The 12,486-nt window shown below is 51.3% G+C and carries 13 protein-coding genes; 4 read left to right on the plus strand and 9 right to left on the minus strand.

The genetic code is table 11. The annotated features are described in order from the left end of the window. The first annotated feature begins 103 nt into the window (after positions 1–103). Together RSX24_RS17255 and RSX24_RS17260 are read left to right on the plus strand one after the other, a co-directional pair. Positions 104–1,333, plus strand: coding sequence for an MFS transporter (locus RSX24_RS17255; RefSeq protein ID WP_343261287.1), 1,230 nt, complete (start codon positions 104–106; stop codon positions 1,331–1,333). Between the two features lie 125 nt (positions 1,334–1,458). Next, complete coding sequence (locus tag RSX24_RS17260) at positions 1,459–2,241, plus strand: ABC transporter ATP-binding protein (RefSeq protein ID WP_343261288.1); 783 nt, start codon at positions 1,459–1,461, stop codon at positions 2,239–2,241. Positions 2,242–2,481: 240 nt separating this feature from the next. Here the strand turns inward: RSX24_RS17260 and RSX24_RS17265 are convergent, their stop codons facing one another. The 5 genes from RSX24_RS17265 to RSX24_RS17285 all read right to left on the minus strand — a co-directional run bounded on the left by RSX24_RS17265 (position 2,482) and on the right by RSX24_RS17285 (position 6,610). Next, positions 2,482–3,777 (minus strand): glycosyltransferase family 2 protein, encoded by a 1,296-nt coding sequence (locus RSX24_RS17265; RefSeq protein WP_343261289.1) that lies wholly within the window; start codon positions 3,775–3,777, stop codon positions 2,482–2,484. Next, positions 3,770–3,913 carry a hypothetical protein gene (locus tag RSX24_RS17270; protein ID WP_236413438.1) on the minus strand — a complete coding sequence of 48 codons (144 nt, stop codon included), beginning with the start codon at positions 3,911–3,913 and terminating at the stop codon, positions 3,770–3,772. The genes RSX24_RS17265 and RSX24_RS17270 overlap by 8 nt, the downstream gene beginning before the upstream one ends. Before the next feature lie 20 nt (positions 3,914–3,933). Further along, positions 3,934–4,809, minus strand: a complete 876-nt coding sequence (locus RSX24_RS17275; RefSeq protein WP_343261290.1) for a diguanylate cyclase domain-containing protein — start codon at positions 4,807–4,809, stop codon at positions 3,934–3,936. A gap of 125 nt (positions 4,810–4,934) precedes the next feature. Further along, the gene (locus RSX24_RS17280) at positions 4,935–6,038 is read right to left on the minus strand and encodes a glycosyl hydrolase family 8 (protein ID WP_343261291.1); all 1,104 of its coding nucleotides are present in this window, start codon (positions 6,036–6,038) and stop codon (positions 4,935–4,937) included. A 104-nt stretch (positions 6,039–6,142) separates the two neighbouring features. Beyond that, positions 6,143–6,610 (minus strand): MarR family winged helix-turn-helix transcriptional regulator, encoded by a 468-nt coding sequence (locus RSX24_RS17285; protein WP_236413744.1) that lies wholly within the window; start codon positions 6,608–6,610, stop codon positions 6,143–6,145. Between the two features lie 445 nt (positions 6,611–7,055). Here RSX24_RS17285 and RSX24_RS17290 point away from each other — a divergent pair, with 445 nt between their 5' ends. Continuing rightward, on the plus strand, positions 7,056–7,496 hold the full coding sequence (locus RSX24_RS17290) for a GNAT family N-acetyltransferase (protein WP_236413441.1): 441 nt from the start codon (positions 7,056–7,058) through the stop codon (positions 7,494–7,496). Between the two features lie 156 nt (positions 7,497–7,652). Here RSX24_RS17290 and rlmN read toward each other — a convergent pair whose 3' ends face one another. From rlmN to greA, 3 genes are all read right to left on the minus strand, one after another. Further along, a complete protein-coding gene (gene rlmN, locus RSX24_RS17295) occupies positions 7,653–8,738 on the minus strand; it encodes a dual-specificity RNA methyltransferase RlmN (RefSeq protein WP_343261292.1) in 1,086 nt (361 codons plus the stop codon). A gap of 239 nt (positions 8,739–8,977) precedes the next feature. Beyond that, positions 8,978–10,333 carry a sodium-dependent transporter gene (locus tag RSX24_RS17300; RefSeq protein ID WP_236413443.1) on the minus strand — a complete coding sequence of 452 codons (1,356 nt, stop codon included), beginning with the start codon at positions 10,331–10,333 and terminating at the stop codon, positions 8,978–8,980. 396 nt (positions 10,334–10,729) lie between these two features. After that, a complete protein-coding gene (greA, locus tag RSX24_RS17305) occupies positions 10,730–11,209 on the minus strand; it encodes a transcription elongation factor GreA (RefSeq protein WP_236413444.1) in 480 nt (159 codons plus the stop codon). 163 nt (positions 11,210–11,372) lie between these two features. Here greA and RSX24_RS17310 point away from each other — a divergent pair, with 163 nt between their 5' ends. Further along, positions 11,373–12,077: a 4'-phosphopantetheinyl transferase family protein gene (locus RSX24_RS17310; RefSeq protein ID WP_343261293.1), complete on the plus strand. Its 705-nt coding sequence runs from the start codon at positions 11,373–11,375 to the stop codon at positions 12,075–12,077. 83 nt (positions 12,078–12,160) lie between these two features. Here RSX24_RS17310 and RSX24_RS17315 read toward each other — a convergent pair whose 3' ends face one another. After that, complete coding sequence (locus RSX24_RS17315; RefSeq protein WP_343261294.1) at positions 12,161–12,397, minus strand: MbtH family protein; 237 nt, start codon at positions 12,395–12,397, stop codon at positions 12,161–12,163. Positions 12,398–12,486: the final 89 nt, after the last annotated feature.

Raw genomic sequence — 12,486 nt, forward strand, 5'->3', positions numbered from 1 at the left:
GCTGACATTATAGCAAAAAGTGCGTACTTTCCCAGCACTTTTCGCAAAGACAAACCGTTTGCGATCTTCTATGATGAGTAGAAAAATCTTCGAGGTGATTTCCATGGCCCAGACGGCCTACATGAAATTGCAAGTGAACCACGCCGCAAACTGGGCACTGGCCGGCGTAAGCTTCGCTCATCTGCTCAACGACGCGATGCAGACGGTCGTTCCGGCATCGTTCCCGCTCTTCCAGCAAACGCTGCAGCTGAGCTTTGCGCAAATGGGATGGATCGCGTTTATGCTGAACATTACCGCATCCGTTCTGCAGCCGTTGATCGGCTATATGTCGGATCGCAAACCGATGCCCATTCTGCTGCCTGGGGGCATGCTCTGCTCGTTGCTCGGCATGCTGGGATTCGCGCTATCCACCGAACTGTGGATGCTGCTTGTGTCGGCAGCCCTGCTGGGCGTAGGCTCTTCCGTGCTCCATCCGGAATCTTCCCGGGTTGCGCACATGGCAGCAGGCAAAGGACGCGGGCTGGCCCAGTCGATCTTTCAGGTTGGAGGCAATACCGGGCAAGCTTTGGCGCCACTGGTCGTTGCTTACCTGATCCTGCCGCGCGGGCAGCACAGCTTCCTGTGGCTTATTGGTCTGGCCCTGGCGGGCATGCTGATTCAGACCTATGTCAGCCGGTGGTACAAAGACAGGCTGGCCCTGCAGCAGGCGAGCTTTGAAGCGAAGCGGTCCGTTAAGCGCCAGGAACAGGCCGGAGGCTCTGCAGTATACAGCAAAACGTTCATTGCCTTTACGCTGGGCATTCTGATCCTGCTCCTCTTCTCCAAGTTCGTCTATTTGGCAGGAATGACGGGATATTATTCGTTTTATTATGCCGACCATTACGGCGTATCGTTGTCCCAGGCGCAGATTTGCCTGTTTATCCTGCAATTTGCAGGCATGGTCGGCACTCTGATTGGCGGTCCTTTGGCCGACCGATTCGGACGTAAGCCGATGATCTGGTTTTCCATTGCAGGCACGGCCCCTTTCTCGATCCTGCTCCCCTATGCGGGTCCGATCTGGGCCATGGTGCTTTGCGCATGCATCGGCATCATCCTGATGTCCGGATTTAGCGTAATTATCGTCTACGCGCAAGAACTGCTGCCAAATCACATCGGTACGGTATCCGGCCTGTTTTTTGGACTTTCCTTCGGCATGGCGGGACTGGGGTCCGTCGTGCTGGGCTCCCTGATGGATGCCACCAGCGTCGCTTGGGTCATCCAGTTGTGTTCTTTCCTGCCGCTGCTGGGCGTATTCGCCATCTTTCTGCCCAAAGGAAAGCAGGCAACCGCCTGATTGCGGTTGAACATTGGCGCGCATTCGGTCTACAATGTACAAAAGCTGACATATAAGCATGGATCGCAAAGACGGCATTTTTCAGGATATCGAGGAATAGGTCAATGGAAAGAAGGGTAACTGACATGATGATTGATGTGCAGCATGTAACGTGGAAAAGAGGGCCGCTCACCTTGCTGAACGATGTGACCTGGCAGGTGGGCGATGGCGAGCACTGGGCCCTGCTTGGCCTCAACGGGTCGGGCAAAACAACGCTACTCAACATGATTACCGGTTATTTGTGGCCGACCGAAGGCAGCATCTCGGTGCTGGGGCACACGTATGGAGACGTCGACTTGCGTCAACTACGAAAGTCCATCGGCTGGGTCAGCTCCTCCCTGCAGGAGAAGCTGCACGGAACGGATCGTACGCAATACGTCGTGATCAGCGGCAAACACGCCACGATTGGGCTGTACGACAAGTTGGATGATAATGACCTCGATCAAGCCAAGCATTGGATGAACACGCTCGGCTGCGGGCATCTCTGGGACCGCGAATACCGCACCTGTTCGCAGGGAGAGAAGCAGAAGCTGCTTATCGCCCGCGCGCTGATGGCCAATCCGCGCATTCTGATTCTCGACGAACCGTGCAACGGCCTCGATCTGTTCTCCAGGGAACAGCTGTTGAACAGCATCAGTGCATTGGCTGCCAGGGAAGATACGCCTTCGCTTATTTATGTCACCCATCATACGGAAGAGATTCTGCCGGCTTTTCGGCACAGCCTGCTGCTGCGCAGGGGCGAGGTGGTGGAGCGCGGACTCACCAAAGACCTGATGGACGTGGATGTGCTGACCCGTTTTTTCGAAGCTCCGGTAGAAGTCGACTGGCACGGCGAACGCGTGTATGTCCGTGCCGCGCAGCCATCGTAACCCAAGCCATTTATCCATACGATGTGTACAACCTGTGCAGAAACTCCTTTGTTATGCCCCGAATGATTTATCCACATGTGGATAGATATCGGGGCTGTTCCCTTTTCAACGGTTATCCCCACAAATTGTGCATACCTCTCCCGTAAATGTGCAAAACGTCGCGCAGTATGGTACGCCTAACGCAAAAAGACCGTCCCCGGAATCAACCGGAAAACAGTCCTTTACGTTTAACAAGCGACATCAGCCAAAGCGCTGGGTTTTGTACCACTTTGTTTCCCTGCGGAGAATTTTGTCCCCGATCAGGGAGATAAATGCCTTCACGGAGATGATCAGGAATAACTGAGCGTACGTGAAGTAGGATATACATGCCACGATAAAATTCCGTGTGTTCAACTGCCCGATATCGGCCGAAAGCGCCAGCGTGATTTGCAGAACATAAATGTAATACATAAGTGCCCAGGCAATCACGAGATATACGTATACGTCTCCGGCAAACTGGAACGGCGAGACGACATCAGGTTTGAATAACGCAACAATCTGATAGATGATGTTGGATACAAAAATGATGTCCGATACGAGAATGGCGATCATGAACCAAAAATAGCTTGCCGCATAATAAAGCACGTGCAGCTTGATTCTCCAACTGGTACGGTCAAACAGGTGTTTCACATTATCGATGACCACCTGGTAGTTGCCTTTGGACCAACGCTGTCTCTGTTTCATGTAAACCTGCAACTGCTCCGGCTCCTGCTGATAGGCCTCGGCACGCGGAGCCAGCGCGATAAGCTGCCCACGCGTGAGCACATCGAAGGAAACCGCCGTATCCTCCGTAATCGCGTCCGGGTCCCAGCCTCCGATTTCCCTGATCAACTGGGATTTGATGATATAGTTGGTTCCGGGAATCGTACCCAGCTTGAACAGTTCCCACAATCCGGTATGGTGGACGCGCTGCACGGTCACAAGCTCGAGATTGATACAATGGGAGAGAAAGTTCTGTCCACGATTGCGGGCTTTGTTCCGGCCAAAAACAGCGCCGTGCTTCTCCGGGTTTTCGAGCGCTTTTTGCACCAGAAATAACAATGCGTTGCGTTCAGGCGCGGCATCGGCATCATATACGCAAATCCATTCGCCCGTGGACATTTGAAGAGCGTCATTCAACGCTCCGGATTTGCCGCCCGCGCCGGTTCGCTCAAGAATCGTGAAATCCCGCTCGGCATAGCTCGTATTGGCCTTCAGTTTTTTCAAGCGTTCGGCCGTATCGTCCGTGCAGTTGTCAGCAATGACAATGACCTGCACCTTATGCTCAGGATAATTCAAACGTAGAATATGCTCCACGGTAGACACAATGACAAGCCCTTCGTTATGGGCGGGCACCAACACCGACACCGTTGGAAAGTGATCCATATTCACGGGAATTTCGATGGGTTGCTTTTCCTGGCGATGAATGAATCGAATGGCCCCGGCCATGATGATAATGGCTTCGGTCACGGAGATCCAGATGCTGAGAATGGACAGCAATAACACGGTATCAGCCATTCATTCTCCTCCGATCATATTTTCTGTTGATCCGTTCCCGGAAACGCAGCGTAGCCACGGTCAGTATAAGGATCGAGATGATAAAAAAACTGCTTACCGCAATGCAAAGCGGGATAAACCAGGATACATAATCCATGGATGATCCTCCCCTTCAGTCTAGATGTATTCTCCAATAAGGTCCGTTTCCGTGTTGCGCTCAAGAGCGGCGATTACCGCATCGACATGTTCGTACTTGTCAAACTGCTCTTTTTGGAACACCAATGCCCCGGACTTGATCACGGTTTGCAGCTCGTTTCCTTTTTTGTCGATAAACTGGAGGTTCATCATGGCATCTCTGATTCGCTTCGTCATCTCCGGCAAAAAGTCCGCATTGGTCATCGGACATAAAATAACGAAACGTCCGCGATCCACGTAAAACTTATAATCCTCATACCGGATCTGCTTCTGAATCGTATTCGATAGTTCCTGCAAAAATTGGGCATAACGGACGGAGCCGAGCGATTCCTGTACCAGCGACAAAAACTCGATTTTGAACATGGCCATGCTGAAGCCGTATTGGTCCGAGTAACGCTTCGCCAAATTGCTCTGTTTGATGACCGTATCGGCAAAAGCCTCGCGATTTCCCAGCGACGTATCGAGGTCAACCTCGGGATTGCGGTCCTGCAGCTCCTGCAATCGCTCCATCACGCGTGCGCTGCGTACGAGCCCTACCTTGATAAAGGCTACCACAGCCACGTTAGCCGGAATGAGCAGCCACCAGGAAAACGAGATGACGTTCACATCGGCATACGTTACAAGCCATACAAAATAAGACACCAAATAAATAAATCCAATGACGACAGAGACGCCTACCGGTATGACGAAACCAACGACCAGCGCGCCAAGGGCAGCGATGCTGAATACAACATCAATAAGAGTGTAGCTTTGATTGAGATACAGCTTGAGATAAACGAGCAGCTGTTGAATGACCGCTAACCCGATCAAAATGGCATAACCCCAAGCCATGCGAAGGATGGGCGCTTTGTTTCTCATGGTTCCCTTCTTTCCAGACGTTTTTCCAAACGTTATTTCGCTAATTTATGACACCGTTTGACAATTATATACTAGCATAAACAATCGTAATTGAAATGAAAATTTTTATATACTATTTTCATATACTATTTCAAGAAATGATACAATTTCGTCTCCCCGAGCAAAGCGACGAGGTTATCAAACATATGCGTATTCCCGCCCGAAACGTATCCTCCCGGATAGCGGGAGTCTTGATCCCGCAATTTCACCATCTGTTTGTACAGCTGCTTCGCCCACTTGGGATCGTCTGCCCGAATGGCTAGCTCGATGGCAAGACCGTAAACGGCAGGCGACTCATAAGTAACGGAAGGCGTGCGCTGGGTACGGTTGTACTGGCCCGGAAGGTAGTGCAGCCGGTTCATTTCCTTTTTCAGAAAAGTGATCAGTTTGTCGGGTTTGCGCGGGGTCTCCATCAAATGGTTGGCAATGATCAATTGGTCAATCAAATTTACCGTATCGCTATATGCAAATTGTTTGGTCGATGGATCAAAGGTTTTGGCATAAAACACGCCATCATCAGGCATGCTTTGAAGCAGGCTTTTGTATTTGCCATAGGTCCCCGGCTGCAGCATTTCATGCGACTCCATCGCTTTCAGGGCAGGCAGATCCACATAGACCAGGCTTAATAGATCCGACGAATAACCATTGGAGAAATCATGGAAATCGACATAGTATCCATGCTGCTGCACGAATTCCGTCAACACGCGAGAGATGGCGGCTGCCGTTTGCAGCTTGTCCTCTCTCCCGTCGGCCCACTGGTCGGCTGCGGCCAACAAGGCATTCACGATGCGGAAATCATCGCCAAGCGCATTGGTCGTCACATGCGATGTTCCATCCGCATCCAGCTTCCAGGCTATGTACTTTTGCGGCATGAGAAAATACGTTTTTAACAATGTATAACTCTGCTCAAACATGGCCTGATCATTTTTGGCCACCGCATATTGCATCCACAGGCCGATCGACTCGGACAGTGCTTCACGTCCTGCGACGATATCGGGATTCTCCGAACGCGCGTCCTGTAAATAAGAGGCCAACGTGCCATTGGGATTGGTCATATGATTTTGGATAAACGATGCCGTGGGGGAGTTTTCGTTCATCACGAATCTTTCCTTTAACATAAAAGTCACCGCCACCAGCACAACGGTTGCCACCACCAATGCTGGAATCCAGATTCGCCATGTACGTTTCATACTTTCCTCCTGATTCTGAATCTCGTGTGCCGCCTTCTGATCACGAGCATCCCCGAAACAAGTTCGGCGCACGCCCAAGGGATGTAATTCAGCATGTGTAGGCTTCATTCGGTGGAATCCATGTAGGCTCTTCGGCCGCCTTTCTTGACGAACTTCCAATCCACTTCAATATTGTGGCGCATCCGGCGCAGCAATCGGACCGCTGTTTCGATCTCTTCAGGCGTAAATCCGGCAAGCGTAACCTGGTCCGAATGCACGCCTTCCCGGCGAATGAATTCCCAAGCTTCCAGTCCCGCCTCGGTGGGATACAGCAGCTTGTTCTTTTTATTGCCCTGCTGAGGCTTCTTGACGATAAAACCGTCCGACTCCAGTTTACTGATGGCCCGGGCAGCCGTCGTCCGGTCAACCTTGATCAGCTCGGCCAGCTGATTGGGGATAATGCCGGGATTTTCGCAGATGCGATAAAGATAAAGGTACTGCCCCCGGGACAGGTTCAGGTGCTGAAACTCGATGTTGCTGATGGAATCGAGACAACGGGCAATCATGCCGATTTCGCGCAAGACCTCTTTCAAGCTCATTCACGCCCTTCTATGCTTTTTGTTGCATTCGCAACATAGTTGGTGTTATAACTAAAACATCCGATTGATGCAATTCTCAGGAGACAGACCACGCTTAGCGGTTGTTTTACTTGCAATATCAGGATGCATAAGCCCCGATGTCGATTCTTGCTGATATTATAACTAAACATCTGATTGATGCAACTCACAGGAGACAGACCACGTTTAGCGGTTGTTTTACTTGCAATATCAGGATGCATACGCTCCGATGCCGATTCTTGCTGATATTATAACTAAACATCTGATTGATGCAACTCACAGGAAACAGACCACGTTTAGCGGTTGTTTTACTTGCAATATCAGGATGCATACGCTCCGATGTCGATTCTCGCTGATATTGCAGGACAAGTTCAGTGTACCATGCCGAAAAGGGTTATTACCGACCAAAGGGGACATTTTCATGAATACTACGGTGACAGAAGTTCAAAATCAGGAACAATTGGAAGCCTGCTTTGCCATTCGCAAAGCCATTTTCGTTGAAGAACAAGGGGTGCCGGCAGAAGACGAGTTCGACCAGTACGATGCGCTTCATACGGAAGCCCGTCACATCCTTGTACATGTCGATGGGGAGCCTGCCGCCTCGGCCAGACTGCGCGTTGTCGAGCAAACGGCCAAGCTGGAGCGAATCTGCGTTATGATGGAATATCGCAAGCACGGTCTTGGAAGAGTGCTCATCGACAAGCTGGAACAGATGTCCTTGGATCAAGGGCTGGTCAAAGCGAAACTTCACGCTCAGGTACAGGCCTCCGGCTTCTACGAACGACTTGGATACGCCCCGGCTTCGGACGTTTTTCTGGAGGATGGCATTCCGCACTTGCTCATGACCAAAACATTGAATTAGGGCTGTTCGCGAGCGAAATCGCCACAATACGCCCAAAGATAACGCAAAAACGCCTATGCACCTACTTCTACAAAGTGGAGTGCATAGGCGTTTTATTCGCTTTAGTGCCTTTGCAGTAAGCCCGCAGTCACAGCTTCATTGGCATGCGCCCAGACACTACTGCCCCAGCGCCAGTTGACCTGGCTGCTGTTTTTTCATCTGTTTGCTGCGCAGCTGTCCGCAAGCGGCGTCAATATCTGTGCCGTGCTCCATACGCACCGTTGCATTGATGTTGTTTTTCTTCAGCGTATCATAGAATCCGAGAATCGATTCCTCCGTACTTCGCTGATACTGGCTGTGTTCATCGACCGGGTTGTACGGGATCAAGTTCACGCTCACCATGCTCTTCCGGCTGGAAAGCAATTCGGCCAGCTCGGCCGCATGCTCGCGTTGATCATTGACATCGCGCAGCAAAATATATTCGAACATGATGCGTTTGTTCGTCGTTTGCAGGTAATAATCCACGGCGTCCATCAGCTGCTCAATCGGGAACGCACGGTTGATCTTCATGATCCGTGTCCGCAGCTCGTTGTTCGGCGCATGCAATGAAATCGCCAGATTCACCTGCAGGCTGCTGTCGGCAAACTCCTTGATTTTGTCCGGCAGTCCGCTTGTGGAAACGGTAATGCGTTTCGCCGCAAGCGCAAGACCCTTCCGATCCTTGATCACTTCGATAAAATCGGACATGTTCTGGAAGTTGTCGAACGGCTCGCCGATGCCCATCACCACGATATTGGTGACGCGTTCGCCTTTGCCGGCCGCATCCAGATGACGCTGCACGTGCATGACCTGTTCAACGATCTCTCCGGCAGACAAGTCCCGGCTCTTCTTGATCAGGCCGCTCGCGCAGAAGCTGCAGCCGATGTTACAACCCACCTGCGTGGTTACGCAGACGGTCAAGCCGTATTTTTGCCGCATCAAGACCGTTTCGATCAGATTGCCGTCATAAAGGCGGAGCAGAAATTTGACCGTGCCGTCGGCCGACTCCTGCTTCACGTGTTCGCTGACCGAATTCATCGTAAAATGCTCGGCCAGCACGTCAAGACACTCCTGGCGCACATCGGTCATATCCGTGAAATCGCGAGAGCGCTCCTGATATAGATGTTCCCAGATCCGGGAAGCACGGGATTTCTTCTGTCCATGCTCCGGCAGCCAGGAACGCAATTGATCTAAAGTTAATCCATAGATGGATGGTTTGTTCATTATGCTATCCTCTTTTCGCAAAAAGCATATGGTCTATTGATGAACCGCAAGCCAAACGTCTTTCGATAAACTTCCTAATATGGAGACAGACTGCGCTTCGCTCAAAAAACCTCTACACCTTATTGTCCCAAAATTGCAAAGGGAACACAAGGCCTTTCGCTTTTCTTCCAAGAGGTTTTATGGTTGGTAAAACTGAACAATACATGTCCAGGGTGCGGGTGAATTGCCCGCCCTTGGTTTTAAAAATGAATGATGCCTGAAGTATGCAGCAATACCAGGAACACAAGAACGGGCGCTACATACCGAAGCATGAACAGCCATACTTTGAACCAGCCGGCGTTCAAGCCGGAAGCTTCGGCTGCATTTTTCCAGAAGTAACCTGCAAAAATGGTCACCAGCAATCCGCCAATGGGCAGCAGGATGTTGGAAGCAACAAAGTCCATCCAGCTGAACACGTCCGTGCCATTGATTTTCAGCTCCGGCATAAGTCCCATCGACAATGCGGCCGGAATGCCTACGATAAAGACAGCGAGGGAAAGCACCCAAACGGAGCGGCTGCGGCTCCACGACAGTCTTTCCATAAAGTATTTGACCGGCACCTCCAGCAGCGATACAGCCGAAGTCAACGCCGCAATGGCCAGCAGCACGAAGAACAGTCCGCCGAACAAGAAACCCAGCGGCATCGCCGAGAAAGCCGCAGGCAAAGCGATGAAGATGAGCGATGGTCCTTGGTCAGGCGCAATGCCGAACGAAAACGTCGTCGGGAAGATAATCAGCCCTGCAATGAAGGCATATAACAAGTCACCCGCGCCGACGGCGACGGTAGCCGCTCCAAGGGATTGATTCTTGTCTACATAAGAGCCGTATGTGACCAGGATCCCCATCCCCAGCGACAGGGAGAAGAAGGCATGTCCGAGTGCCACAAGCGCCGATTCGGTCGTTAATTGCGAGAAGTCGGGGTTCAGGAAGAACGATGCTCCCGCTCCTGCTCCAGGCAATGTCAATGCGCGAACCATCAGCACGAGCAACAATACCAGCATCGCCGGAATCAATACTTTGTTGAATTTCTCGATCCCGCCGGATACCCCTTTGGCAACGATCAAACCGGTAATGAGAACGGACACGAGCTGCCAAACGATCGGCAAGTATCCGCCCATAAAGGAACTGAATTGCCCGGCAAAGTCCTGATTGTTGTACAAGGCTCCGCTAAAGGATGTTACCGCGTAATGCAGGGTCCAGCCTGCAATGATGAGATAAAACGACAAAATGATGAACGGCGTCAGCACCTGCAGCAATCCTGCAGCCAGCCATCCCTTGCCTCCGCCTGCCTTGATGAAAGCCGTGGCGGCGCTTCCGCGGCCGCTGCGTCCAATCGCAAGCTCAGCCAGCAGAACGGGCAGACCGATCAACAGAAGACAGACGATAAAGAGCAGGAAGAATGCCGCTCCCCCGTTTTCCCCCGTGATATAAGGGAACTTCCACATATTTCCCAAACCCACCGAGCTGCCGATCGCAGCCAGGATGAAACCTGCGCGTGAGAAGCGTTCCCCCTTGCCGGAGCTGTTTGGATCCAAATTGGAATGACCTAAATTCATGTATCTACTCCACCTGTCCTAAATTTATTTCGTTATTATATACTACTCTCCGTGTCAGGTCATTCAAAAAATCGAAATAAGTCAAAATGTTATTTTATTACAATGACTTGGCACAAAAATATGCTGCCTTGCCCTCTATTCAGATTAACCAAATTTGGCCATGATGCGCTTTTTGCGACTCATTTTCTTTTCCCCATGGTCAAATACAATCCGTTTCCTCCGGGATCGTGTTTCGTTCTCGGAGAGCAATATGGAGTCTCGTTATGTTCCCTCTTCAAAAGCAGTGTGGGTCAATGTCCTTGCCTTTAAACAACAAGTTGCCGCGAATGTAACCAAACCACAATAAAGAAGGGGCGAACAACCAAAGAGATGGTCGTTTGCCCCCAAGAAGTCAGGTCATACCGTTTTGATTTCAAGCAGCTCGTATTTGATGATGCCCATCGGCGCATTGACGTGAATGACGCTTCCCACTTCTTTGCCCATTAATTCCTTGCCGAGCGGGCTTTCATAGGAAATTTTGTTGTCCGCCACGTCCGCTTCTGCCGGACCGACCAGTTGGTACTCCAGTTTTTCCTTAAACTCGATGTCATTTAATACCACGGTAGAACCGATGCCCACCCGGTCCGAATTCAGGTTGTCGGCCGAAACCACCCGCGCCTTGGTCAGCATCTTCTCCAACTGCAAAATCCGAGTTTCCATAAATGCCTGATCGTCTTTGGCTGAATGATACTCACTATTCTCCTTCAGGTCACCGTAACTGATCGCAAGCTTCAGACGCTCAGCCAATTCCTTGCGCTTGACCGTCTTCAATTCCCTCAGCTCGTCCTCCAGCTTTTGCAAACCTTCCTGCGTCAAAATAACTTCATCATTAGCCATATTTCACATCTCCTAATCGTGCATTCTTCTTCTATTCTAACCTATATCCATTCCAAACGGGTAAAATACCCGTGAAAAAGAATTTAGGCCGTGTAAAACGGAGGGCATTTCCTTAAAGGAAAGCCGCTTCCGTATGCCGAATACAACCGTTAGGTGATGACATATGACAATGACGATGAACATGCATATTCTCTCTGTCCCAGCGGTACTAAACGAAGAACATTGGAACCTGCTTCTCTCTCAAGTCTCTTCCGAACGACGGGAAAAAGCGGCCCGCTTCGTGCATCGGGTCGATGCGTACCGCTCTGTACTCGGGGAAGTACTCGCAAGGGTCACGCTGGGACAAAAGCTTGGGCTGCGACCGGATGAATTGTCCTTCACGCAGAATGCCTACGGCAAACCGTCCCTGCTGACCCGCGATCCGGATGGCGATGTGCCGTTCAACCTATCCCATTCCGGCAGCTGGATCGCACTTATCTCGGGCGGCCGGGCTCCGCTTGGCGTGGATGTAGAGCAAATCGCGCCGATCGACATGCACATTGCGGAACGTTTTTTCTCTAAAGAAGAGAACGGCTATTTGGCCACATTGCCTGCAGCGGCTCGGCTGGAAGCCTTTTACCGGTTATGGACGCTTAAAGAAAGCTACATCAAAGCCGTTGGCACAGGGTTGTCCATGCCGCTGGAGTCGTTCTCCATCCTGCCCGACGGAGCCGGGCATTGGCATTGTCCCCAAACCAGGGCGTATCGCTTCTTCAGCCAGCGTCTGGATGACAATCACATGCTGGCAGCCTGCTCGACCGCGGGAGAGCTTCCGCAACAACCGGAGATTGTAACGATGGAAGAAATCCTTGAGAGACTGGTGCGTTGATATGCGCATCGTTCCCCTGGTTCATATTGAACTTCACATCGTTCCATTGCCGATAGCGAATCAAATTCCTCGTGGCGCGCTTCTCAATTCACCCCCTCGTGTACCATACCAGGCGCGCCCTGCTCGTCAAATAGGCTGATCGGCTTCAGATCGGTCCACTGCTCGGCGATATAGTCCAGGCAAACCCGCCGTTTGGCCTTGCCCAGCATCATCGTCCAGCCCGCCGGAATCTCAATGGATGCCGGCCAGAGCGAATACTGGCCCTCGTCATTCATCAATACCACGTAGTTGCCATCCTCCCGTTCAAACGGGTTCGTCATAGGTGTATCCCCCTTTAAAGCGTATAAAAGCAAATGGATCGGATTCAAAACGCAAAGCTTTGCCCCGCCCGTCCAAGGGGCGAGCGGAG

The sequence above is a fragment of the Paenibacillus hubeiensis genome (assembly GCF_032334105.1).
Taxonomy (GTDB): Bacteria; Bacillota; Bacilli; order Paenibacillales; family Paenibacillaceae; genus Paenibacillus; species Paenibacillus hubeiensis.

Bases quoted from the DNA above. Each gene is read 5' to 3' on its own strand.
- RSX24_RS17255 (WP_343261287.1), top strand. From the start codon at position 104: ATGGCCCAGACGGCCTACATGAAATTGCAAGTGAACCACGCCGCAAAC.
- RSX24_RS17260 (WP_343261288.1), top strand. From the start codon at position 1,459: ATGATGATTGATGTGCAGCATGTAACGTGGAAAAGAGGGCCGCTCACC.
- RSX24_RS17265 (WP_343261289.1), bottom strand. From the start codon at position 3,777: ATGGCTGATACCGTGTTATTGCTGTCCATTCTCAGCATCTGGATCTCC.
- RSX24_RS17270 (WP_236413438.1), bottom strand. From the start codon at position 3,913: ATGGATTATGTATCCTGGTTTATCCCGCTTTGCATTGCGGTAAGCAGT.
- RSX24_RS17275 (WP_343261290.1), bottom strand. From the start codon at position 4,809: ATGAGAAACAAAGCGCCCATCCTTCGCATGGCTTGGGGTTATGCCATT.
- RSX24_RS17280 (WP_343261291.1), bottom strand. From the start codon at position 6,038: ATGAAACGTACATGGCGAATCTGGATTCCAGCATTGGTGGTGGCAACC.
- RSX24_RS17290 (WP_236413441.1), top strand. From the start codon at position 7,056: ATGAATACTACGGTGACAGAAGTTCAAAATCAGGAACAATTGGAAGCC.
- rlmN (WP_343261292.1), bottom strand. From the start codon at position 8,738: ATGAACAAACCATCCATCTATGGATTAACTTTAGATCAATTGCGTTCC.
- RSX24_RS17300 (WP_236413443.1), bottom strand. From the start codon at position 10,333: ATGAATTTAGGTCATTCCAATTTGGATCCAAACAGCTCCGGCAAGGGG.
- greA (WP_236413444.1), bottom strand. From the start codon at position 11,209: ATGGCTAATGATGAAGTTATTTTGACGCAGGAAGGTTTGCAAAAGCTG.
- RSX24_RS17310 (WP_343261293.1), top strand. From the start codon at position 11,373: ATGACAATGACGATGAACATGCATATTCTCTCTGTCCCAGCGGTACTA.
- RSX24_RS17315 (WP_343261294.1), bottom strand. From the start codon at position 12,397: ATGACGAACCCGTTTGAACGGGAGGATGGCAACTACGTGGTATTGATG.